The sequence below is a fragment of the Coprococcus sp. AM11-30B genome, assembly GCF_027674365.1.
In the GTDB taxonomy this organism is placed as follows: Bacteria; Bacillota; Clostridia; order Lachnospirales; family Lachnospiraceae; genus Allocoprococcus; species Allocoprococcus comes.
The window spans coordinates 20,287-43,472 of sequence record NZ_JAQDVB010000001.1; the positions used below are offsets into that span (position 1 = coordinate 20,287).

At 38.9% G+C, this 23,186-nt stretch carries 24 protein-coding genes; 5 read left to right on the forward strand and 19 right to left on the reverse strand.

Annotated elements, in window-relative coordinates:
• Positions 1 to 15: 15 nt before the first annotated feature.
• The 3 genes from PGU50_RS00100 to PGU50_RS00110 all read left to right on the forward strand — a co-directional run bounded on the left by PGU50_RS00100 (position 16) and on the right by PGU50_RS00110 (position 3,446).
• Positions 16 to 1,278, forward strand: coding sequence for a sensor histidine kinase (locus PGU50_RS00100; protein ID WP_243002787.1), 1,263 nt, complete (start codon positions 16 to 18; stop codon positions 1,276 to 1,278).
• A complete protein-coding gene (locus tag PGU50_RS00105) occupies positions 1,279 to 2,136 on the forward strand; it encodes a response regulator (protein ID WP_117557052.1) in 858 nt (285 codons plus the stop codon).
• A gap of 245 nt (positions 2,137 to 2,381) precedes the next feature.
• Entirely contained in the window at positions 2,382 to 3,446 is a 1,065-nt protein-coding gene (locus PGU50_RS00110) for a PTS sugar transporter subunit IIC (RefSeq protein WP_117834639.1), read from the forward strand.
• A gap of 149 nt (positions 3,447 to 3,595) precedes the next feature.
• On the opposite strand, the gene PGU50_RS00115 is transcribed toward PGU50_RS00110, so the two are convergent.
• Positions 3,596 to 3,730 carry an AsnC family transcriptional regulator gene (locus PGU50_RS00115; protein WP_243034477.1) on the reverse strand — a complete coding sequence of 45 codons (135 nt, stop codon included), beginning with the start codon at positions 3,728 to 3,730 and terminating at the stop codon, positions 3,596 to 3,598.
• 413 nt (positions 3,731 to 4,143) lie between these two features.
• Here PGU50_RS00115 and PGU50_RS00120 point away from each other — a divergent pair, with 413 nt between their 5' ends.
• On the forward strand, positions 4,144 to 4,347 hold the full coding sequence (locus tag PGU50_RS00120; protein ID WP_008373270.1) for a cold-shock protein: 204 nt from the start codon (positions 4,144 to 4,146) through the stop codon (positions 4,345 to 4,347).
• A gap of 88 nt (positions 4,348 to 4,435) precedes the next feature.
• Here the strand turns inward: PGU50_RS00120 and PGU50_RS00125 are convergent, their stop codons facing one another.
• The 11 genes from PGU50_RS00125 to PGU50_RS00175 form a co-directional block, all read right to left on the reverse strand.
• Positions 4,436 to 5,437, reverse strand: coding sequence for a dipeptidase (locus PGU50_RS00125; protein ID WP_270245894.1), 1,002 nt, complete (start codon positions 5,435 to 5,437; stop codon positions 4,436 to 4,438).
• Positions 5,412 to 6,236 carry a class I SAM-dependent methyltransferase gene (locus tag PGU50_RS00130; RefSeq protein ID WP_270245895.1) on the reverse strand — a complete coding sequence of 275 codons (825 nt, stop codon included), beginning with the start codon at positions 6,234 to 6,236 and terminating at the stop codon, positions 5,412 to 5,414. The genes PGU50_RS00125 and PGU50_RS00130 overlap by 26 nt, the downstream gene beginning before the upstream one ends.
• 22 nt (positions 6,237 to 6,258) lie before the next feature.
• A complete protein-coding gene (locus PGU50_RS00135; RefSeq protein ID WP_195251060.1) occupies positions 6,259 to 7,491 on the reverse strand; it encodes an MFS transporter in 1,233 nt (410 codons plus the stop codon).
• Entirely contained in the window at positions 7,445 to 8,311 is an 867-nt protein-coding gene (locus PGU50_RS00140) for a zinc dependent phospholipase C family protein (RefSeq protein WP_270245896.1), read from the reverse strand. The genes PGU50_RS00135 and PGU50_RS00140 overlap by 47 nt, the downstream gene beginning before the upstream one ends.
• Positions 8,312 to 8,726: 415 nt before the next feature.
• Positions 8,727 to 10,283, reverse strand: a complete 1,557-nt coding sequence (locus tag PGU50_RS00145) for an ABC-F family ATP-binding cassette domain-containing protein (RefSeq protein ID WP_270245897.1) — start codon at positions 10,281 to 10,283, stop codon at positions 8,727 to 8,729.
• 123 nt (positions 10,284 to 10,406) lie between these two features.
• A complete protein-coding gene (locus PGU50_RS00150; RefSeq protein WP_270245898.1) occupies positions 10,407 to 12,905 on the reverse strand; it encodes an ABC transporter permease in 2,499 nt (832 codons plus the stop codon).
• Positions 12,898 to 13,599, reverse strand: a complete 702-nt coding sequence (locus tag PGU50_RS00155) for an ABC transporter ATP-binding protein (RefSeq protein WP_117557068.1) — start codon at positions 13,597 to 13,599, stop codon at positions 12,898 to 12,900. The genes PGU50_RS00150 and PGU50_RS00155 overlap by 8 nt, the downstream gene beginning before the upstream one ends.
• A 110-nt stretch (positions 13,600 to 13,709) precedes the next feature.
• On the reverse strand, positions 13,710 to 14,639 hold the full coding sequence (locus PGU50_RS00160) for a sensor histidine kinase (RefSeq protein WP_270245899.1): 930 nt from the start codon (positions 14,637 to 14,639) through the stop codon (positions 13,710 to 13,712).
• Entirely contained in the window at positions 14,627 to 15,295 is a 669-nt protein-coding gene (locus PGU50_RS00165) for a response regulator transcription factor (RefSeq protein WP_117557072.1), read from the reverse strand. Before PGU50_RS00165 ends, PGU50_RS00160 begins: the two co-directional genes overlap by 13 nt.
• A 163-nt stretch (positions 15,296 to 15,458) precedes the next feature.
• A complete protein-coding gene (locus PGU50_RS00170) occupies positions 15,459 to 15,608 on the reverse strand; it encodes a hypothetical protein (protein ID WP_270245900.1) in 150 nt (49 codons plus the stop codon).
• Between the two features lie 23 nt (positions 15,609 to 15,631).
• Complete coding sequence (locus tag PGU50_RS00175) at positions 15,632 to 15,883, reverse strand: hypothetical protein (RefSeq protein WP_270245901.1); 252 nt, start codon at positions 15,881 to 15,883, stop codon at positions 15,632 to 15,634.
• A 13-nt stretch (positions 15,884 to 15,896) separates the two neighbouring features.
• On the opposite strand from PGU50_RS00175, the gene PGU50_RS18050 reads away from it, so the two are divergent.
• The gene (locus PGU50_RS18050) at positions 15,897 to 16,043 is read left to right on the forward strand and encodes a hypothetical protein (protein ID WP_271813960.1); all 147 of its coding nucleotides are present in this window, start codon (positions 15,897 to 15,899) and stop codon (positions 16,041 to 16,043) included.
• A 301-nt stretch (positions 16,044 to 16,344) separates the two neighbouring features.
• Here the strand turns inward: PGU50_RS18050 and PGU50_RS00180 are convergent, their stop codons facing one another.
• The 7 genes from PGU50_RS00180 to PGU50_RS00210 all read right to left on the reverse strand — a co-directional run bounded on the left by PGU50_RS00180 (position 16,345) and on the right by PGU50_RS00210 (position 23,129).
• On the reverse strand, positions 16,345 to 16,632 hold the full coding sequence (locus PGU50_RS00180) for a hypothetical protein (RefSeq protein ID WP_101883545.1): 288 nt from the start codon (positions 16,630 to 16,632) through the stop codon (positions 16,345 to 16,347).
• The gene (locus tag PGU50_RS00185) at positions 16,610 to 18,979 is read right to left on the reverse strand and encodes a hypothetical protein (RefSeq protein WP_270245902.1); all 2,370 of its coding nucleotides are present in this window, start codon (positions 18,977 to 18,979) and stop codon (positions 16,610 to 16,612) included. Before PGU50_RS00185 ends, PGU50_RS00180 begins: the two co-directional genes overlap by 23 nt.
• Positions 18,980 to 19,046: 67 nt before the next feature.
• Positions 19,047 to 19,481 (reverse strand): very short patch repair endonuclease, encoded by a 435-nt coding sequence (locus PGU50_RS00190; protein WP_270245903.1) that lies wholly within the window; start codon positions 19,479 to 19,481, stop codon positions 19,047 to 19,049.
• Between the two features lies 1 nt (position 19,482).
• Entirely contained in the window at positions 19,483 to 20,451 is a 969-nt protein-coding gene (locus PGU50_RS00195) for a DNA cytosine methyltransferase (protein WP_270245904.1), read from the reverse strand.
• Complete coding sequence (locus PGU50_RS00200; RefSeq protein WP_270245905.1) at positions 20,439 to 21,902, reverse strand: protein NO VEIN domain-containing protein; 1,464 nt, start codon at positions 21,900 to 21,902, stop codon at positions 20,439 to 20,441. Before PGU50_RS00200 ends, PGU50_RS00195 begins: the two co-directional genes overlap by 13 nt.
• Positions 21,903 to 21,904: 2 nt before the next feature.
• A complete protein-coding gene (locus PGU50_RS00205) occupies positions 21,905 to 22,957 on the reverse strand; it encodes a DNA cytosine methyltransferase (protein ID WP_270245906.1) in 1,053 nt (350 codons plus the stop codon).
• Complete coding sequence (locus tag PGU50_RS00210; protein WP_270245907.1) at positions 22,947 to 23,129, reverse strand: DNA-binding protein; 183 nt, start codon at positions 23,127 to 23,129, stop codon at positions 22,947 to 22,949. Before PGU50_RS00210 ends, PGU50_RS00205 begins: the two co-directional genes overlap by 11 nt.
• Between the last annotated feature and the right edge of the window lie 57 nt (positions 23,130 to 23,186).

The following is a 23,186-nucleotide window of genomic DNA, read 5'->3' on the forward strand; positions in this document are numbered from 1 at the left end:
AAAGGAGGCTTTCTTATGTGGACTAAAAGTTTTTCACGTTATACCCGCATTTTGCTGGTCAGCGCTGCTGTTATCATTGGCGCACAGATCAGCATCTCACTTTTCGAAAGCGATTTTCGTGTTTCCATCGGAATTTTTGGCATTTTCATGTCTCTGATCCTTTTTGGGAAATATCCGGTTCTTCCGGTCACAGTGATAAGTGCCCTCTGTGTTTTCTTTTCCCGTACACTGATGCACTGGCTTCGCTTTGGCAGTTGGAATCCACAGAGCTATTTTCCGGAAATGTTTTTCTATCTGGTCTACGGAATCCTTTTTTTCCTCTACTGCCGTAAAAATGACTATGAACTTTCGACGTATTCCCTACCCTGGATGTTTCTTTTTGACTATCTGGCAAATATAACAGAACTGCTGTCCCGTATGGGTATGGACGCTTTTTCTTTTCAGTCCCAGGCAGGTGTCCTTCTGGTTGCGCTTCTGCGTACTGCACTTGCAGGTCTTCTCCTGTTCTGTCTCAGCCATTACAAGTTCAGTCTTCTGAGTGCTGAACATGCACGGAGATACCAGAATCTTCTTCTTTTGATCTCTGAGCTTAACGGCGAAGTTGTTCTGATGCAGAAAGGCACACATATGATAGAGGACACCATGAGCACCGCATACCGCCTTTACCACGATATGAGTGAACGGAATATAGACGAATCCCTCACCCGCACTGCACTTCAGATCGCACGGGATGTCCACGAGATCAAAAAAGACTACAATTTGATCGTAAGAGGACTTTCCTCTTCAATGAAAGTAAATTCTGAAAATGACGGAATGAGCCTGGATGATATCCTCACCATTCTGAAAAGCAGCCTGGATGCATCCCTTCCAAAAGGGAAACGACTTTCTTTTAATATACAGCTGGAAGAAAATCTTTATACACAGAACCATTATCTTCTGCTCTCAATCTTCCGCAATCTTTTCAACAATGCAATTGAAGCAACAAACGGAAATCTGGTCGAGCTTTCTGTCCGTCAATCCTCCACGGATTCTTCTTATGTTATTGAAGTTGAAGATCATGGGCCCGGAATCGATCCGGAGGATATGGAACAAATTTTTGAACCTGGTTTTTCCACAAAGATCAATTACGAAACCGGCGAAGTCAATCGGGGACTTGGCCTTAGCCTGGTAAAGGATTTTATCGAATTCCGCCTAGGCGGAACCATCCGGGTAACTTCCGTTCCCGGAAAAACAGTTTTCACACTTACTATACCAAAAGAGAAATGGAGCGGTTTATAAATGAAATTCTATCTCATTGATGATGATAAAAATGTACTGCATATATTAAAACGTATTATACGGGACCGGGGACTTGGAGAGATTGCCGGAACTGCAGAAAACGGTGTGGATGCACTCACGGATCTTCCTCTTATAAATCCAGACATCGTAATTGTTGATCTTCTGATGCCGGAAATAGACGGAATCACTTTCGTAAAACGTGCCCGCTCTTATGCACCGGATCTTACTTTTATTATGCTTTCCCAGGTTGCATCCAAAGATATGATCGCAGACGCCTATTCTGCGGGCATTGAATTTTATATTCATAAGCCGATCAACAGTATCGAAGTAGAATCCATCCTCCGGAAGGTCAGTGAATCCCTGACCGCCCGCCGGACATTGCAGCAGGTACAGACGATTTTCCAAGCCCAGCAGAATTTTGTACAGCCACAGGGATTTATAAATGATACAGCTGAAAAACCTTATATTATCCGGTTAAAAGGAATTCTCCAAAAGCTTGGCATCACCGGCGAACGTGGCAGCAAGGATATCATTTCCCTTGTCGATTATCTGATCCAGCATAACCAGAAAGTTGACAATGTCACTTTAAGCGAACTTTGCAGCCGGTTCAGTGACAATCCGAAATCCATGGAACAAAGGATCCGTCGGACAGCCAACATGGGAATGGTCAACCTTGCCAACCTTGGTCTTGAGGATTACGCCAATGACACGTTTACAACCTACTCCAACTCCCTGTATAACTTTGAACAAGTCCGAAGGGAAATGGATTTCATCCGTGGAAAAAGTGTACGGCACGGCAATGTGAAAATTAAAAATTTCCTGAATGCACTGATTCAGGAATGCACCGAGAGGGCCTGATTTTCAGGTCCCCTCCTGCTTCTTATTTCATCTCTTTACGTAATTTTTTTATTTATATATTTTCCCTATAATTCATTATCACTTATAGTTACCGTCATTATATACAATAAATCCTTCCCGTATTTGTAGTTTTTTCCAAAAATAAATTTCATTTTGATACTTTTTGTATCTTTTTGTAACTTTCATTTTATTATGTTATCACGATAACTGATGCGAATAAATATAAATTTTAAGGAGGATATCATATGTTAACAATCGTAAAAGGTATTGGTTTACTGCTTCTCACTTTAGCCTGTTTCTCTGTATTCAGCCTGAAGTTTCCAAAAGGATCAGAAGCAATGTCTGGAATGGCTAATGCAGCTGTTGCTTCGTTCCTGGTTGAAGCTGTTCACCATTACATCACAGGTGATTTATTAGGAATTGCATTTTTCTCAGAACTCGGAACCGTATCCGGCAGCTTCGGGGGAATCGCTGCAGCTACTTTAGTTCCGATCAGTATGGGATGTAATCCGGTACTTGCAGTCGTTGCAGGTGTCGCAGTTGGAGGATACGGAATCCTTCCTGGTTTTGTAGCAGGTTATATTGTAGGCTTTGTAGCTCCGTTCCTGGAAAAGAAACTTCCAGAGGGTCTGAATCTGATCGTTGGTGCTCTTGCAATCGCACCGCTCGCAAGAATTATCGCCATCGCAGTTGATCCGGTCGTTAATTCAACACTGCTCAACATCGGACGTATGATTTCTGCCGCTGCTGAACAGTCTCCAATTATCATGGGATTCCTGCTCGGTGGTATTATGAAGATGATCTGTACCTCACCACTCAGTTCTATGGCCCTGACTGCTATGCTCGGACTTGATGGACTTGCAATGGGTATTGCAGCAATTGCATGTGTTGGTGGTTCTTTCACAAACGGTATCATTTTCGACCGTTTAAAACTTGGCGAACGCAGTAATGTTATCGCGGTAATGCTTGAACCTCTTACACAGGCTGATATTATTACACAGAATCCGATCCCGATTTACGGATCAAACTTCTTTGGCGGCGGACTTGCCGGACTTGCAGCAGCTATGCTCGGCATCATCAATAACGCCCCTGGAACAGCATCTCCGATTCCTGGGCTTTTAGCTCCATTCGGATTCAACCCACCGCTTAAGGTTGTAGCTGCAATCGTACTTGCTGCGATCGGTGGATCTTTAGCTGGATTTGTTGGTTCAGTCGTATTTAAAGGTTTTGCAAAAACACCTGCAGATATCAAAGCATCTGAAAAAGTTACTGAAACAATTGCTCCAGAAGTTGCTATCGCTGCTGAATAATCAAAATGACTATTTCAAACTGCTTGTTTATATAGCCCTTAAAGAAGAAAAAGACTCGAAAACTTTTGTTTCCGGGTCTTTTTCGATTTACGGAAAATTATATTTCTCACTCCAGTGTTTCTTCTATATCTGCGTTGATTCCTCTGTGTTCAATCGGAGTTGAAAATACGATCAGTGTCTTTGTCCTTCCAAATCGCTGCAATCTCTTTCAATGGGCATTTGGCATTTCTCTGTAAAATATTCAAAATTGTACGATCCACTGCATCCAGTTCATGATTTTTCATTTGCACTACCTCTTTCTGACATCCCATTTATACTTTTGACACTCACATCAAAGAATGCACCTCACAAAGTATTTTCGTTTTACAAAAAACACTCCTGCAAGTCAAAAAAAGAGGTACTCTCTGCGTTCTTCTCCGCAGTAAAGTACCTCTTTGTACAAATATTTTCACTCTTTAAATATGTTAAAAATAATAGCATTCCTTTTTCTTCCTGTCAATAAAAAGACATTTATTTTTTCCTATTTTTCCTATTTTGATTTGACATTTGTCCTACCACGTGATATTCTGAAATTGTGTTTTAGATAAGATTTAGATTTCACATATTTTTGTAAATCATTAACATCTGTCTGATGACTTACAAAAATATGTGATTTTTATTTTTATCGGCATCATCAATTTTTTAGGAGGTACTACTAATGAACAAGGGTACAGTTAAGTGGTTCAACGCACAGAAAGGCTACGGATTCATCACAAACGAAAGCACCGGAGAAGATGTATTCGTACATTTTTCAGGAATCGCGGGAGAAGGATACAAATCTCTTGAAGAAGGACAGAACGTTACTTTCGATATCACAGAAGGAAACCGCGGACTTCAGGCTGTTAATGTAACAGTTGCGTAATCGCTGCAAAAGATGCTAGAGTAAAAAACCCGGCTTGTGGATCACTCCACAGCCGGGTTTTCTATGTTATAAATGTGCTTTGCTGGAATTACCCAAGCATTTCTCTATATATCCGCATTACATTCTTATAGAAGATCTTCTCGATCTCGCTCTCTGCAAATCCATTCTTTTTAAATACCTCTTCCAGCTTTTCCATATCTGCCGGGGATGCAATCTCCAGTTCTCCATTCATACCATCAAAGTCTGAACCAAGTCCTAAAGCCTCTATTCCCGCCATATCACGGATATATTTTGCATGTGCCACAATATCCTCCGCTCTGCTCACAACCGTCTCTCCATCTTTCCAGTCGCGCAGGAAATATGCATAATAATTCAGCCCGATCACACCGCCTCTTTCCCCGATCGCTTTCAGAAGTTCATCATTCAGGTTTCTCGGATGACTGCACAAATGTCGCGCGTTGGAATGGCTCGCTACAAAAGGCTTCTTTGTGAACTTTAATACATCCCGGATTCCTGCATCGTTTAAATGTGCCACATCGATGATCATTCCCAGTTTCTCCATCTCTTCCAGGAACTCAATCCCACGCGCTGTAAGCCCATATCCGGCTTCTGAATAGGCTTTTCCGGCAAATTCTCCGCCAGTCGCTTTTGCCGGATATCCAAGCTGATTCGGATAGTTCCAGGTCAGAGTCATCATCCTTGCCCCCATCCGGTAAAAGTCTCTTAAAAGGGAAGGATCGCCCTCACAGATTTCTCCTTCTTCCAATGTCAGCAACGCTGACATCTTTCCATTTTTCCGGTTTTCTTCAATCTCTTCATACTTCGTGACCGGTCGGATCCAGTCTTTATTTTTCTCCATTTCCTGATAAAATACATCCGCCATTTTCATTGCATAACGGAATGGACTTCCTGCAAGTATCGGATCCTCCAGATCCAGAAAAAGGGCAAAATTCTGAATCAGATAATCCCCCTTTTTCATCCGTTCAAGATCCACATTTAAATTATTTTTACGAAGTGAAATCTCTTTTCCCTGTTCCTTTCCTCTCTGAATCGCTAAAATCGTATCACAATGCATATCTGCTACTTTCATTTTCTATTCCCCCATCTTTTTTCTTTCTTATAATATCTACCGTATGTGATCCCGCACCAACCAGTTCCGGGCGTTCACACGTAGTCAGATGATAGTCAATAAACGTCTGGAAGGTCTTTTCATCCATCGTATTTAACACCTGACGCATATAATCGGATGGTCCATCCGCCGAAATAATCTGGATCCGTTCCATTTCTGCTGCTTCATTGTAGCTGTCAATATCTTCCAGGCGCACATAATCATACAAATCTTCCGGTGAAGGACATACCCTGTAATTCGCATCCAGCTTGCCATTTTCCAGGCACTCCTGAATATGGTTCTCCCGGAATCCATACACCAGAACACTGTACTCATTCATTGTATAAGCCACCAGGATCGTGCCCTCATCCTTCAGAACACGCTTCGCCTCCATCAGCGCCTTCACCTTATCTTCCTTTGTATAAAGATGATACATCGGCCCAAACAGGATGATCAGGTCAAATTCCTTATCTGGAAAACGTGACAGCTTCAGTGCATTTCCCTGATATGCTTTCACAGAGCTGTTCTTCTTTTTCAGAATTCCCAGATTGTATTTTACCAACTCTACCGCCGTCACATCGTACCCTTCTTCGGCAAGCGCAACACTGTAGCGCCCGGTTCCGGCTCCTACATCCAGAATCTTTACCTGTCCATGCTCCCGCTTAGGAAGATATTTGTGAATGTACTTCATTGAGGTGATAAATTCTACCTGTCCGTGGCGGCTCTTAAGCCGCTTCTCTTCGTTGAATTTGTTATAATATTTTTCAAGCTCTGTCATCATAAATCTATTGTATCCTTTATTTTTATTCTAGCGCTGCCGCTCTCCGGAATAAAATAATTCCGATCACGAACAAGACAGCGATCATCCCCACACCAATATTGATATTGCCGGTAAGCTGCGAGATCAGGCTCACGATCGTTGTTCCCATAAAGGACGCGCCTTTTCCGCAAATATCCATTAAGCCGAAAAATTCACCTGACTGGTTCGCCGGTATAATTTTCGTAAAGTAAGATCTTGAAAGCGCCTGCACACCTCCCTGGAACATGCCTACCCAGACAGCAAGAACCCAGAACTGCCACTGGTAATGCAGAAAAATCGCAAAAATTGCCACTCCAAGGTATGCCACGATGCATACTGTGATCAGCTTTTCTGCAGAATATTTCTTCGCAAGTCTTCCGAAAATAATCGCAAATGGGAAAGCTACGATCTGCGTAAGCAACAATGCAAGAAGAAGTCCTGTACTGCTAAGTCCAAGTGCTGATCCATATGCAGTTGCCATATCAATAATCGTATAAACCCCGTCAATATAAAAGAAAAACGCCAGAAGAAACAGAAAAACCTTCTTCTCCTTCTTTACATTTTTCAGAGTAATGCCGATTCTTTTGAAGCTTTCTGAAAAAGCATGCTGCTTCTTTTCTACATAATACTTCTGGTGATAAGTTTTCAGAAGTGGTAATGTCATAATTACCCACCATACCGTGATGATCACAAAGGAAACCATCATTGCTATCTCCATTGTAATCCCAATCTTCCCTGCATTTAACACAACCAGAAGACAGATTACAAACGGTACACAGCTTCCGATATATCCCCACGCATACCCCTGGGAAGAGACTTCATCCATCCGGTCTTCCGATGTCACATCGACAAGCATGGAATCATAAAATACCAGTGTTACGGAATATCCGACCTTTGCAATGACAAAAACTACCAGAAAGGCCAGCCAGTACTTCGCAAATCCCAGAGCAACTGAAGCAATTGCCCCGATTCCAAGTGCAATTGTAAAAACTGGTTTTTTATAGCCTTTTGTATCTGCAACGGTTCCAAATACCGGTCCTGCAAGTGCCGTAAGCAAGGTTGCAATGGATACTGCATATCCCCAGTATGCCAGATACTGTACATCCGAAAGTCCCTGCTTTCCTGCAATATAGTTGAAATAAATCGGTAAAATGGTTGCTGCCAGAAGTGTAAATGCAGAATTTCCGACATCATAAAGTATCCAGTTTTTCTCCTGTTTTGTCAGTTTTGTTTTCATTTAACGTATCCTCCTTGCCCGGAAGCTGAGAACCAAATGTGTAGGCATATACAGAATCTAATGTAGCGCTTCCTTCCAGAAACGGTTTGTATTCACAGATCAGTTTGTCTGCCAGTGGAACTGCTTTTTCATAAAGATGAAGCAGTCTTCTTATCTGTTCTCTGCAGAATCCATTCTCATGATACTTGATAATAAACCCATGAAAATCATAATAAAGTCCTGCCACTTTAAGTGCTGCATAAAGTGCCATCCGCTTTATTTTAGATGGACAGACAAGAATCCTGTCATAAAATACCATTCCATTCAGTGCTTTTTTAACTTCCTTTGCTGTAATTCCGCGATAAAAATCTTTTATAATTACCGCATTTTTCATAGAAGGAACAATATGTCCGGTCAGTCTCCTGCTCACTGGATTTTCTCCATTCATAATCATCAGCTTACGGTCCAGCTCGCCCTCCACTGCAATATGTGCAAGACCAGTCTCTTTTACTGTCTGTTCCACGTAACCATGGCAGATCACATCCAGCGCAAAATGGCAGAGCACTCCATATACATAAGCCAGATGCTTCTCATACTGGTCGTGTGTATGTAAAACCTTTGCTGCATGAACGAAGAACTTTGCTCCGCTCTCGCTATGCATACGGCTTCCCAACTGATTGACCTTGTTCTTGCAGAGTGGTCTGTAATAAAAAAGAATATCCGGTCCATGAAGTCCAATATTAAAAAGCTCCGGGTATTTATCAATAACTTTTCTCTCATATCCGCTTAATCTGCCCCTGATCTGCTGTCCGAAAATGTAATGTGCATAGGTTGACGGCATATTATCCCATCCTTCCTCTTCTGAAACATATTTTATGATGATGTCAGGGCAAAAGGTCAGAAAGCCGATGCAGGCTTGCTTGCAAGAGGATTTTTGACCTCTTGACCCTGGTATCATTATTTTATTATAGACGTTGCGCTTTGCAGGCTCTATCTTACTTCTGTAAAGCTTATATAACAGTTTTGTAAAAAAGAATGTGCCTTGGCACATTCTCGCGCCGAGCGCAGTCGCTTGCGACATTCTTCATCTTCGTGCGAGTGCGCATCTCCGGCACGTAGTGCCTTTTATTTCATAGGAAGTTCCTTCGGAATTTCCTATAAAATAAAAAGTAATGACTAAAATGATACGTTCTGAATAAATAGTAACACAAAAAGGCCTTTCAGGATAGTCCCGAAAGGTCTTCTGCACGACACTTTTAAAATACTTTCATCGTCCACTTGCTCATATCCCACACCTCATTTACCACATCCTGATAGAATTCCGGCTCATGGCAAATCAGAAGAATACTTCCTTTGTATTCCTGAAGCGCTTTTTTCAGAGAATCCTTTGCATCCACGTCTAGATGATTGGTCGGCTCATCCAGGATCAGCAGATTCGTGTCCTTGTTGACCAGCTTACAGAGTCTTACCTTTGCCTGTTCACCACCACTCAGTACCCTTACCTGGCTCTCAATATGCTTGGTAGTGAGTCCGCATTTTGCAAGGGCAGAACGCACCTCATACTGGGTATATGACGGAAATTCCTGCCACAGCTCTTCAATACAGGTTGTCTTGTTTTCTCCTTTAACTTCCTGTTCAAAATAGCCGATCTGAAGATTTTCCCCAAGCTCACACTCGCCGGAAATTGCCGGGATCAGACCAAGTACACTCTTCAAAAATGTAGTCTTTCCGATACCATTGGTTCCGACAATCGCAATCTTGTGTCCTCTTTCCATCTGGAAATTCAGCGGCTTGGAAAGTGGTTCATCATAACCGATTACAAGATCCTTTGTTTCGAATAACATTTTCCCCGGAGTCCGTCCGTAACGGAACTTAAATTCCGGTTTCGGCTTTTCCGCTGCCAGCTCAATTACATCCATTTTATCCAGCTTCTTCTGTCTGGACATCGCCATATTTCTTGTAGAAACACGGGCTTTATTTCTTGCCACAAAGTCCTTCAGTTCACTGATTTCCTGCTGCTGTCTGCGGTATGCTGCCTCAAGCTGTGCTTTCTTAACTGCATAGACCTCCTGGAAATGATCATAGTCTCCCACATAACGATTCAGTTCCTGGTTCTCCATATGATAGATGATATTTACCACTTCATTCAGGAACGGAATATCATGGGAAATCAGAATGAATGCATTCTCATAATCCTGCAGATACCGCTTCAGCCACGTAATATGTTCTTCATCCAGATAGTTTGTCGGCTCGTCCAGAAGCAGGATGTCCGGCTTCTCAAGCAGAAGCTTTGCCAGAAGAACCTTTGTTCTCTGACCTCCGCTTAGATCTGTAACATCACGGTCAAGTCCCAGATCCAGAAGTCCCAGTGCTCTTGCGACCTCTTCTACCTTTGCATCGATCGTGTAAAAATCATGCAGTGTCAACTCGTCCTGGATCGTTCCAAGCTCTTCCATCAGAAGATTCATCTCATCCTCATCTACTTCGCCAAGCTTCTCACAGATCTCGTTCATCCGCTGCTCCTTCTGTAAAAGCGGATCAAATGCACTTTTCAGCACGTCCTGGATCGTCATTCCACTCTGAAGGACTGCATGCTGGTCCAGATAACCTGCGCGCACATTCTTTGCCCATTCTACCTTTCCCTCATCTGGCGTAAGTTTCCCGGTAACAATACTCATAAAGGTGGATTTCCCCTCTCCGTTTGCTCCTACAAGACCAATGTGCTCCCCTTTTAAAAGGCGGAACGATACATCATCAAAAATGGCACGGTCACCAAAACCGTGTGTCAGATGTTCTACATTTAATATACTCATATTTTATTATTCTCCCTGCTTCATTTTTTTACACATTGTCTTTTATTATATGTGGAAATTGGGGTTCTTTCAATATAAACAGACAAAAAACCCCAGTTCTATATCTATATCTAAAATCCAAAATCACTCAACTCCTTTAATCCTCTCGACAACAGTTCCATTCTTTTCCAAAATAATCCAAGCAAGCACTGGAACCATAGTACAAACTAGCAAACTGATTCCCACTGCAAATAAAAGTGGAAGTAATGGCACTGAAAACGCAATCCCACGATAATTCATTGATTCATAAAGAAGATACGTTGCTCCCATTCCAACTGTTAGCGTAACAAGCCATGCGCCGCCTGCATAGAGAACTCCTTCCCTGACCAGTATTCCAAGAATCTGCTTCGGGGTCATCCCGATACTCTCCATAACCGAAAGCTCCATCATCCGGCTCTGCACATTTACTACAAAGGTGTTCATGTAGTTCATGATTCCGATAAAAGCCAGAATCAACACAATCCCGATTCCCACTTGCGGCATATTACCTTGTGCTTTTTCAATCTCATCTGCATCTTCGATTTTGGATTCCCAGGAAAAGTCTTTTGCATTGTCATTTTCTTCTAATAACGACATGATTTCTTGCTCTGTATCTCTATCATATTCTTTGTGATATTTTATGCTGGTCTTTAATATAATTGGATGATTGGCAAATGTTTTCACCACCTGATCACTGGCTATAATCGTCGGTGGGTATCCAAGGAGTGCCGTATAATAATTCTCGTCCGTAACTCCTTCTATGATAAAAGTTTTTGTCGTTTGTTGATCTTCATACAAAGCACATGTCACATTTTTTCCTATTACGTCAGCATCTGTGAAATCCAAACCATTTCGATAAACAATACATGCTTTTCCCGAAAGGAAGTCCTCTTTATTGATCGGATGCTCAAGACTGTTATTTAAATAATCAAATTCCTGTTCATCAATTCCGATCAGAGAGGATCCAAAATTCTCAGGATGATTCTGATACTCGTCCTTGTCCTTACTATATGGAGTACTCATCCACTTTGCATAAAATTCTTTCATCCACATCTCAGCAAAATCCGGTTCCCATGGAACTGTAATCTCGGCAAATATCATAGAATGTACTTCAGAGACTCCGGCATTTTCTTTGATTGACTTCACGAAAGCTTCATCCAGAATATCTCTTCTGTCTTCTGATTTTTCTTTGCATGCCGTATCATTTTTAATAACCATATCCGTATCCATATAATTTGACACTATGGTTCTTGCTGCCTGACTGTCCAGCATGGTCACAATACAAAGGTACACAGACAGACTGGCTGCCAAGGACAACAGTACCACCGCAGTTCTTTTCTTATCCTTTGTAAACTGCTCCATAGAAAGTCTTGCTATTACTTTCCCCTTTCCTGCTCTTCTTACTTTTACGGTTTTGTGGGTCGGACAATAACCAAGCGCTTCTATTGGAGAGATATCTGCTGCCATTTTTGCTGGTTTTCGGCTGGCCAGAAAAATAGTAACTCCAACCAGTAAGATGGTTGCCAGCAGAACTACCGGATGAAAACGAACCATATCTGCTCCTACATAACCACTTTTGATTCCAAGTGATTTTACTACAACAGGAATCAGGAAAAAGGATACCATCCCACCTGACAGACATCCAAGTACTGTCCCTGCAGATCCGATCAGAAGCATCTGTTTTTTCATCATCCTTTTTATCTGCTTTTCCGTCATTCCGACCGTCTGAAGCAAACCATAATAACGAACTTTTCCAGCTACGGAAAGATACATAATATTATAAATAAGCAGATATGCACACAAACAGGTAACTGCAATCAAGCCAATAAGACCTGCCAATATCTGAACCGATGCGCCAAGATCTTCCATAAAGAAAAGATTCTGCTGCTTTCCAAGGTTCATACTTTCGATAAAAGCATTCTGCTCTGTTTTTGTCATTATTTTTTGCTTAAAATCCATAAGGTAACGACCTGAAGCTGCCTGCGAAAGCTTCCACCCCGATTGATCATAGAATTCTTTCGAAACATAAAACTGCTTCTTGGGTCCATATCCGTCCCAGATCCCACAGATTCGAAAAGTCCCTGTAAAGATCCCCTCATTTGTTCCATAAGACATAGCAAGGGTATCGCCTACATCAAGATCTTCGTAACCACATTCTTTTAAAGCGGATTGTGTTACCATTATCTCATCCAAAGCTGTCGGATATCTTCCTTCCAGCTTTTCTCTGACCGGCTCCATCATCTGTGTCCAATATCCATCATCTGCCCAGATCAGTCCCACATTCGGGGTGGAATCCTGATCTGTTTTTTCTACCCATCCACATACTCCCACTGTACCTGTCAGAACGATATCCGGGTTGTTCTCACACATTTGCCTCTGTTCATCCGTCACTCCATACATGATTGCATCAAATTCTGCTCCTGACATACGGATGTTCTGAATTTTCTGAAGCCTAAAATAAGAATCTCCAACTGTGAATATTGTAAATACCAAAAAGGAAGAAAGAAGAACCGCAAGGAGCAAAGTAATGGTCTTTCTCCTGTTTACTTTTAAAGCGTTCCATGCCATCCTTTTGATCACTTTCTGATTCGGATTCTTAAGCATAGGAATCACTTCCCTTCCCGGTATCTCCTACAATCTTTCCGTCCTCAATATGTACGATACGATCTGCAAGCTGTGCAATGTCTCTGTCATGCGTGATAAGAATCAAGGTCTGGCTGAACTGTTTTGCTGCCATTTTCAAAAGTCCAAGTACATCATGGCTGGTAACCGAATCCAGATTTCCCGTCGGTTCATCAGCCAAAATAATGGCAGGCTTCGACGCAAGCGCCCTGGCAATCGCAGCCCTCTGCTGCTGTCCACCAGATAATGTCCCAGGAAGAGCTTCCCTCTTCTCTGACAGCCCTAAAAGTTCGAGTATCCCATCCACATACTCCACATCAACCTTTCTTCCATCCAGTTCCACCGGAAGAATGACATTCTCATATACATTAAGATCCGGGACAAGATTATAATTCTGAAAAATAAACCCGATCTTTCTTCTGCGGAATATGGCAAGCTGTTCTTTTTTCAATCCCAGAAGGCACTTCCCCTCTACCAACACTTCCCCTTCTGTTGGCACATCCAGTCCACCCAGCATATGCAAAAGTGTACTTTTCCCGGATCCGCTTTTTCCGATAATGGCAACAAATTCCTGATCTTTCACACGAAAATCTACGCCATCCAATGCCTTTACCGTATTTTCACCCATTTGATAGTATTTTTTTAAGCTTCTTGTCTCTACAATGTATTCTTTCATTGGTTTGCCTCCTTCTTTTGATATTCTATAGAATATCTCCTAAAAATCACAAACCTGTCTCAATTTTCAATTATCACAAGATTGTGACAATCCCCGATCGGTTGGTTATGTTACGATTCATTCACCGGTAAATACAAGCGAAAACACGCTCCTTTTCCCACTTCAGACTGTACTTCTATGTAGCCCTTCTGAAGTTCCATGATTGTTCTTGCAAGATATAATCCGATCCCAACCCCTGGTTTATCATGCACCTCCGGCTCACGGTAAAATCTTGTAAAGATCTCTGCCTGCCTCTCCGGGGCAATCCCTTTTCCAGTATCAGAAATGCTGATCTTTAAAAATAATTCCTGTCTTTCTGTCTGAATATGGATCTTCCCACCTGGTTCGGTATACTTGAGTGCATTATCCAGAATATTATAAATTGCTTCCTCCGTCCATTTGCTGTCATGACGAATCATCATATTTTCTTCGCAGTTCACATATAGATCAATCCCCTTTGACGCCGCCTCCGGAACCACACCGGCAACTGCGTGGCGGATTGTTTCGTATAGATTTTTGTCTTCCTTATGTATTTGCAGAATTCCCGTTTCAAGCCTTGACATTTTTACCATGCTCTGCATTAAAAAATCAATTTTTTCCATCTGCCCTTTGATTTTTCCCAAAAACTCCTGACCGCTTTGCGAAAACTCCTCGTCCTCAAGAAGTTCCAGGTATAGTTTAATATTGGCAATGGGCGTCCTTGTCTGATGGGATATATCAGAAATCAATCCCTTTACTCTTTCTTTCTCACGAAAACCGTCTTCTTCTTTTTTCCGAAATACATGCTCGGCTTTCTCTAATTGTGTTCCTGTTCTTCCCCAGAGGCTATCCTCCAATTCCTCTTCTATATTCCATTCTTTTCCTGTTACGATAGCATCCAGAGCATCTTCCACCTTTTCAGCAAACAACTTCGCTTCTTTTTTTATCCGGTAGTTTTTCCATAACAATACCAGTACTGCTGCAAATAAAATTATCATCATGATACACATCAGCCAATCCATTGATATCCCATCCCATATACATTTGAAATATACCTGTGATTCTTATCTTCAATCTTTCCTCTCAGACGATTCACATTTACTGCCAGTGTGTGCTTGTCCACAAACTGTCCTCCACTATCCCACAACCGCTCCAATAACAGATCATAAGTCAGAAGCTGTCCTCGGTTCATAAGAAATTGACGAAGCAGACGGCACTCTGTCGGTGTGACGGGGCATTCCTGACCTTTTACCGTTACTCGTGCATGATCCAAATCTATATATAAATACTCATCTGCAAAAATCAGACGATTGACCGAAGCAGTTCTTTTTAAAATGACTTCTATTTTTCTAAGTAAAATCTTCATTGAAAATGGTTTAGTAACGTAATCTTCTGCCCCGGATTCATATCCTGCCAGAGCATCCTCCTCCATATCCCTGGCTGTCAGGTAAATGACCGGAACTTCTCTTTGCTTTTTTACCCACTGGCAAAAAGAGAAGCCCTCGCCATCTGGAAGATTCACATCCAAAAGGACCATATCTATCTGATTCTCAAAAAAAATCTGCTTCCCTTTTTCCATAAAAGTCACACCATAAACTCCATATCCTGACTTTTTCAAAGAATAACAGATCGCCTGATTCAAATCAAAATCATCTTCTACAACTAATATATACTGCATATCCTAATTCCTCCGATACAGATTCTCACAAAGAAATCTCTGCATAGCAATGATACCTTTCAATATTGTACCACAGACTTTTCCTGGGTATGAAAAAAAAAGAAAGAATCTCAATTTTGTGATTATTCAGTGCGCAAAAAAAGAAAATATTTTATAAGTCTTTTCATATATCGTTTGTTTTTTTGTTTACCTTATTAATTTCCTCTCTGAAATTCTTTTTTGCCATGAAAGTTTTCTGTCTTTCTTCTGCCACCTGATTCAAAGCATCATCTCTTTCTCTTCTCATCTTTTCGTATGCAGTTACGTTCGACATATTTGTTTTCCTTTTTGTCTCAATCACTTATAAAAAGTTGCTCTACAAATCAGCAAATAGCCCAGATATTCCTGAATGGTTGGGATATCCTCTTCCTCAACCAGATCCTTTAAATACTTCAACCACATTTCGGGTTTAGGAGCTTCCGGATTATAATTGACATTTAACCGGTTTCTACAGAACTGTTTTTCTTCTTCAAACTTCCCATTCAGATAATAGACTCCATTTACAACATGAATTGGAATTAAGTGGTCGCCACACTGTACGCGCCACACTACAATTTCCATGATGAAAGAACACAGCATTGATGAAACTACCATCAAGAAGATTGTTGGACATTCTGGAGCTATGACGCTTACAGAACGTGTCTACACTCATCTTGATGTCCAGGTTCTGATCGATGCCATAAACAAAATTGTGGGAGACATTCCATAAAGATTCGAGGGTAAAGAAAAACCCCAGAAACACATGGTTTCTGAGGTTTTGTATGCATTTTTTCGTCCCAAACGATTATCTCTTTGTGAACAGAAATTAACGTTTGCGTAACTGGGAACGCTTGATTCTACTGGATTCTTGGAATATGGTGTTGCAAACACGTTACAAACGCAGGACTTCTCATTGCTCCTCACCACACCTCTGAGTTATCAAAGCGGGGGATGAATCAAGCAAATGTGTGTCTCCCTCTTTTTCTCGCAACATCATTCAAACTCAATAATATAATTTTGTTCTCCTCATTCTATTCCTCTAAAAAACACTTTTCTCTCATTTTAGAAATTACTCCTTGGCATATTTCATCTACTGTAGAATACGTTCTTTTATCCGCTTTATCTGGGTTTGAAATCAAATTCACAACCTCAATCTCCATATCTTTATCTATATCAGCAAACACATACTCGTAAAAATCCATCGTTCTAAATTCCATTGTTTTCTTATCAATTTTAAATGGTTCTTTTTTCTCATTCGGATTCGTATTTTCCACAATATACTCTTCATCAGTACATTTAAAGTTCAATGTTTTTTTCATATCGTTTCATCCTTCCTAAAATAGTTTGTAAACCACCATCAATATTATCAGCAACAATTTGTAAAATACTATACTCATCATTTTCGTATTCTAATGCTCCAGACTTTATCGCAAATTGACCGTTTTCTTTGCAAAGGAAAATAACATTATCAACATCAAGATTTACAATAAATTGAGGATTATGTGTAACCATAATCACTTGGCGATTCTGCCCCATATTTCTAAATTGATCTAATACTTTTTCCTTAATTGCTTTTTGAGAAATATGATCTTCTGGCTGATCAATCAAATAAATCCCTTTATCCCTTGTTTCACCACAAATAAGTGTAAAATACATTTGTGCATCAAAACCAGAGGATACTTCCTCAAAAACATCCATTGTTTCTTCAATAATTGTATTTCCAATTTTAAAATCTTTGTCTAATTTAGTATTTATTTTCGTTTTAAGAGCCTCTAATGGAGTAATCGATTCATCATCTGATGGATAATTTTTAATAAACTCCTTCAGTTCTTTTTCTGTTATACTTCCCGTATCTAATACTTTCCCTTTCTTTAATACAGTTCTAAAAATTTCTTCAATATATTCTTGTCCAATTTGCTCTATCTGCACCTTTGATATGAATTTATATTTATCAACTGGATTACACTCCGGTTCAATAACTACTGTTTTCACATTTGGTTCATATTTTTCAACCGTTTCTTTTTTCTCTATCAGTTTACAAATATCTTGTATAGCCTCATTCTTCGACTCAACAAAATCAGAGTAAACAGCTTGTTCATCAGTGATTTTTTTACTATATCTTTGTTTAAAATGTGTCATAAAAGTATTATATACATTTATTCTCTCATTTTCTCGTTTATGCGACTTTAAAGTTTCCTCATATTTTTCCAACATAAGTCCAAAAACTTCTACTGTATTCTCGATAGATTGTTTATCTCTATCACGCAATACTTTATTGCACAAAATCTCCTTTAATTCTGAAATAACTGTTTCAAAATGTCCTATTAATTTCTGGATTTCTGTTATTTTTATCTTTTTTACTGTTCCAACAAACGTAAGACTTTTATCCAGAATTTCATCTACCGTAATATTAAACGATGGAAGTTCCTCCACCTTTTTATCATAGTCAAATTTGTTTTCTAAACACTCATATAAATTTTGTAAATCTTTCTCAACAAGACTTCGATATTTGCTAGCATTTATTTGTTCTGGATAAAACTGTGTCAAATACTTATTTGGTTTCATTCCATCTGAGTCAAATATTTCTCGTATTTCCCCTTGCTGATTAAACATAAATATATTTTCTTCTGGAACTTTCGTTTTTATTGATGTGTTATTTTTCTCCAAATATTTTTCGTACCCTTTTTTCAGTTTCCCATCATTTATTTTAGTATTATTTGTAATTGCATGAAGAAACAACGATTTCCCAATAGAATTATCTCCTATAATTACATTCAATCCCTTTGACATTGGTACACATACTTGATTCCCAGAAATATCCAATTCAATTTCTGAAATACTCTTTTCAACAGGATTAAAAAATTTATCCACTAAACTAATCCTGTGTCTATCCGTAACTGCCATTGCCAAACCTTTAAATGTAGGTAACGATTTAATATAAGTAAAAGCAAATTGAGTTTTCTCTTGTTTTTCAGTATTGGGGTAATACTCCCAATTATGGCAATCTGATCCTGTAATGAACCTTAAATTTTCTCCCAAATCATTATCTGCCAAAAAAGCTTTATTATATATTTCATTCTTTTTATTTCTGAACTCATACGCATCAAAATAATCTAGAAAAATCAACTCGTTAAAAGTATCTTTTCCTAATACCATAACATCATTTGCATGTGCTTTATGTTGTGAAGAAACCGTCTTTTTTTGATGTGCAATCATCACAAAATCAATATTTATTGCATTCAAAACTTCAAAATAATCACTTTTAGAATAAGCCCCTCTAGTTTTTTTATAGGTTGTCTTTCCTATTCCATTCGTCATTACTTGCTCAATGTTTTTAACTTTATCATCATCTCTATCATCAAAAATAGTTACTATATGTATAACTTTTCCCTCTGCAAATTCAACTGAAAATTCAATTCCGGGCAATACTTTCTTTATGCAATTATCCTTCATTTCTTCGCATTTTAATTCTTTATATATTTCATAATTGAACTCATCATGATCTGTAATCGCACATAATTCTATTTCATTTTCAATCAATCTCTGAATTAACACAGGTAAATTTTCCAATGTATTGTTTGCAACTTTGTCCTTATCTTTGCTTCTTGAATATACCGAGTGAATGTGCAAATCTATTTTTACACCTTTCCTTACTACTTTATCCATACTTGCTCTCTCCTAATCTATCATTTGCTTCTGGTATGCCATTCCCCTTGATTCCCTATTTCTTTGTTTATTTCCCTTCGACAATGGTATCAAAAATAGTTTCTTCAACAACCCTTACACATTCATCAAGATTTTTCTGGATATCTTTCCCCCAAAATCTAATTACAGTCCACCCTCTAAATAAAAGCTGCTTATTCACTTCATCATCACGTCTCCTATTATTGGATATTTTTTTGAGCCAATAATCACTGTTAGAACCTCTCTCGATTCTAGGCTTCAAAATTTCCCAATCTTTTCCATGAAAAAATTCACTATCGCAGAAAATAGCAATTTTATATTTGGTTAAGACAATATCTGGTTTCCCCGGCAAATTCTTATCATTTTTTCGATAACGATATCCTTTATGCCACAATGCCTTTCTTAATCTCAATTCTATGCTAGTATCTTTTGCTCGAATACGCTGCATATTTTTCCTGCGCTGTTCTTTCGTTAAATTATCCATTCTAACTCTTCTTCAATTCTTTACTTACCGCTTTTGCAACATACCAAAACATTACTGGAGGAATAGCATTTCCCAATGCTCTATACTGCGCAGCTTCACTTCCGACCAATTCAAAATCATCTGGAAAAGATTGAATTCTTGCGACCTCTCTTGGAGTAAAACGTCTATATCTTTCACCTTCCATTAATACCGGATCTGTACTATTTAAAGATACTTTCGCTAAATGAGCTCCTACTGTATTACAAGGTTTATTGATATTCTGTGCTCTTCCCTTATTCATACTCTCACGTTTTTTCATCATTCCTGCAACCGCTCGCTCACTAAAAAAATACTTTTCATCTACACGTTTTTCAATTACAGTCTTTAATGGTATATATTTAGTTTCATCATCTATCTCTGCTTCAGGAAATGAAAATGTTATGTTCAAATCTTTTCTGAATCCAATAATTATAACACGTTCCCTTTTTTGTGGAACACCATAATCTGCCGAATTCAAAATCTGATATTGTACCTCATAACCGCTTTCTTCAAATTCTTTCAAAATCAGCGGAAATGCACTTCTCTTATTCGCTGTAAGTATTCCTTTTACATTTTCTGCAATAAAACATTTAGGCTGCCGCTCTCTTAAAATCCTACACATTTCAAAGAAAAGTTTTCCTCGTTCATCTTTTACTCCCAATCGTTTCGGATTTTGTGCCACAATAGAAAACGATTGACATGGAAACCCCCCTGTTAAAATGTCAAACTCTGGTATTTCTTCTGTTTTCACTGCTCTTATATCTCGATTGTCTGGTGTTATCCCAAAATTCTCTTTAAAAATCTTGCATGCATTATCATCTATATCGTTAGCGTACACAATTTCCATACTATTCGAATTATAATATTTACCCAAAAAATCAAAACCACCGAGCAATCCAACATCGGTTCCTCCACATCCACAAAACAGCGACGCAACTTTTAATTTTTCCATGTCAATAACTCCTCAAATTGTCCTACTTCTTTAGGATCGAATGTTATATCCGCCCCATCAGAAGGTATCATATTAATCTTATCCTTTTTGTAAAGCCCAACGGGGTCTTGTAATAAAAATAGTTTTCGTTCATTCTTACTTAACATCAACCGGTATACATAATATCTGTCATGTGTACTGCTTGCAGTATTCCATTCATTCTTTGTAAGATGTATTCGATTGAAATGTAATGGTTTTGAACTAATCGTTGTTTTTACCTCTATATATCGTTTTCTTTCATCCAATTCTACTGAGCTAATATCATATCCAACCGCAAACTGCGTAGGTATTCGTTTAATCAGGTGTAACAAGTCTTCACGTCCACCTAATTTAATTCTCATACATTCATGCCCATGCACTAAATTTTCTCCAATATCACCAATATCTTTTGTTGTCAGCTGATCAAAATATTGTATAATGCGTTTTTCTAATATGTTATCTCTTTGAATTAAATCCGATAAACTACTTGTTTCTACATTTGTTGTATTTTCCTTTAACTGTCTTAATTCTTCCTCATCACTTGCAATATATGCTAAAATATCAGTAGAAAAATCTGTATCTTCCATATCTCTATTGACATAAGAAAACCAACTGTTGATACATGCTTTGACATCTTCCATAGTTCCGCTTTTTTGGCGAATCATTTTATCATACCCATTAAACCATTCGTTAGATTCGCAAAATTTTACTATAGATTCCTCTTCTAAAGTATTCAAATAATAAGTTCTGCTATCATAGGTTTTTAAAAGATTTGCAATTTCCATATAATCAACAATATCACCAGCATATCTTATAACATCGCCAGTTTGATCATATGCGACTCCATTTTTCCTATTCTGAGAAATTCTGTCCCATGTTTTCTCTACTCCTTCACAATCTCTTGTAACTCGCAAATCATTGAATATACAATGGCATACTTCAAATTTAGTAATACCAATAGAATTTCCACCATCACGATTAGCATATCTCAATAATTTTAAAATATATTGAGCTGGTTTAAAATGAATTCCTTCTTCAATTTGTTCCAAAACTCTGTTTGGTTTTATATGTGCTCCCGGATACTGAAAATTATAAAGAAATGTTTTAAAGCATTCTACTAAATCTCCACTCTTAGCAAGTTCTATCGCACGTCTTCCCGGTTTATCTGTTGTATTCGTATGCTCTATAAAACCAAATAATGCTGATATCTCTGTTCTCCAATTATTTATAGTCTTTAATTCTCTATGTGCATTTCCCGGATAACGGAATAATGCTGCGTTTACTTCCTCTACAAACTTATCTACTTCTTTTTCACCAACACGAGAAATTTCTTCAGCAACATAAATCAATACATTTTCTATGTCCCCTTTAAATCTAGGACGAACATGATGTACTCTAAAAAAATATTCTTCTGGAACTTTATACTCTTCCACTATTATTCATCTCCTAATGCTTTTTTCAACTGTTCTGCAATGCATTGTGCCATTAGTGGAGGAACTGCATTGCCTACTTGCCTAAACTGTTGTGTCTTATTTCCCAAGAAAATAAAATCATCTGGAAATGACTGTAGTCTTGCACACTCCCTAACAGTAGGTACACGATTATACTTATAATGAAAATGGTGTCGATGGCCTGTATCGATTGTTGGTGCTGGTTTATCACTCGCAAATCTTGTCCACGCAACATGAAAATTTCTACTATTTATGTATTCATCCGGCAGGTCTTTATAATTTCCTCCATCTGGGACTAAAGAAATTATTTTTTTTACTCGGTCAGAGTGATTAGCCGCAATGTGATTTTTAACCACTTCAGAATTTTTACGCATTATTTTCTGATACTCATTTTGTGGCTGCATCAAATAATCTAAAACCTCTTCTCCAAGTTCGTCCTCCAATGTTGGCAAGTCTGACAATGCCATACTGCAACTCACCTTATTTTCGTGTATTTCAGGGTATACAAATTCTCCCTTTTTGATTCCTACAAATACCACTCTCTTTCTATTTTGTGGAACACCATAATCCGCCGCACATAATATCTTATATTGAATCTGGTATCCCATCTCTGTAAACTTTTCTATAATGCTATCTTTAATCTGCCCACCAAATAATCCTACTAATCCCGGTACATTTTCTATTACAAACGCTTTAGGCTGTATTTCTTTAACTAATCTAATATATGATAAATATAATTTATTCCTAGGATCGTCAAACTTTCTTGGTCCCGAAAGCGACATTCCCTGACATGGCGGTCCTCCAATAATCACATCAATTTTTTGGTCACCTATTAGTGGTTTAATATCCTCTTCATATGTTACTTCTGTTATATCTCCGCAGATCGATTTAGCACCATAATGATTCAGTTCAAATGTTTCTAAAGCCTTCGAATCATTGTCTATTCCTAGTAAAATATTATATCCTGCCTTTTCAAATCCATAAGACAGTCCTCCGCAGCCGCAGAATAAATCTATTGCATTTAACTTATTTTTCATTATGTTTCTTTGCCTTTCTATTATCATCAGGTTTTTCCGCATTTTCTGGAATTGCCCATGCCTCCCCCAATTTAAATGTGCCCTCTATCCTATTTTCAGCACACAATATTTGCACACGTCTCTGTGAAATTTCCCATTTCTTTGCCGCTTGACCTGCTGTTATATATCCCATAACTTTACCTCACCTTCTTCATTCATTATATTCTACGGGACGAACAAACGCAAGAAA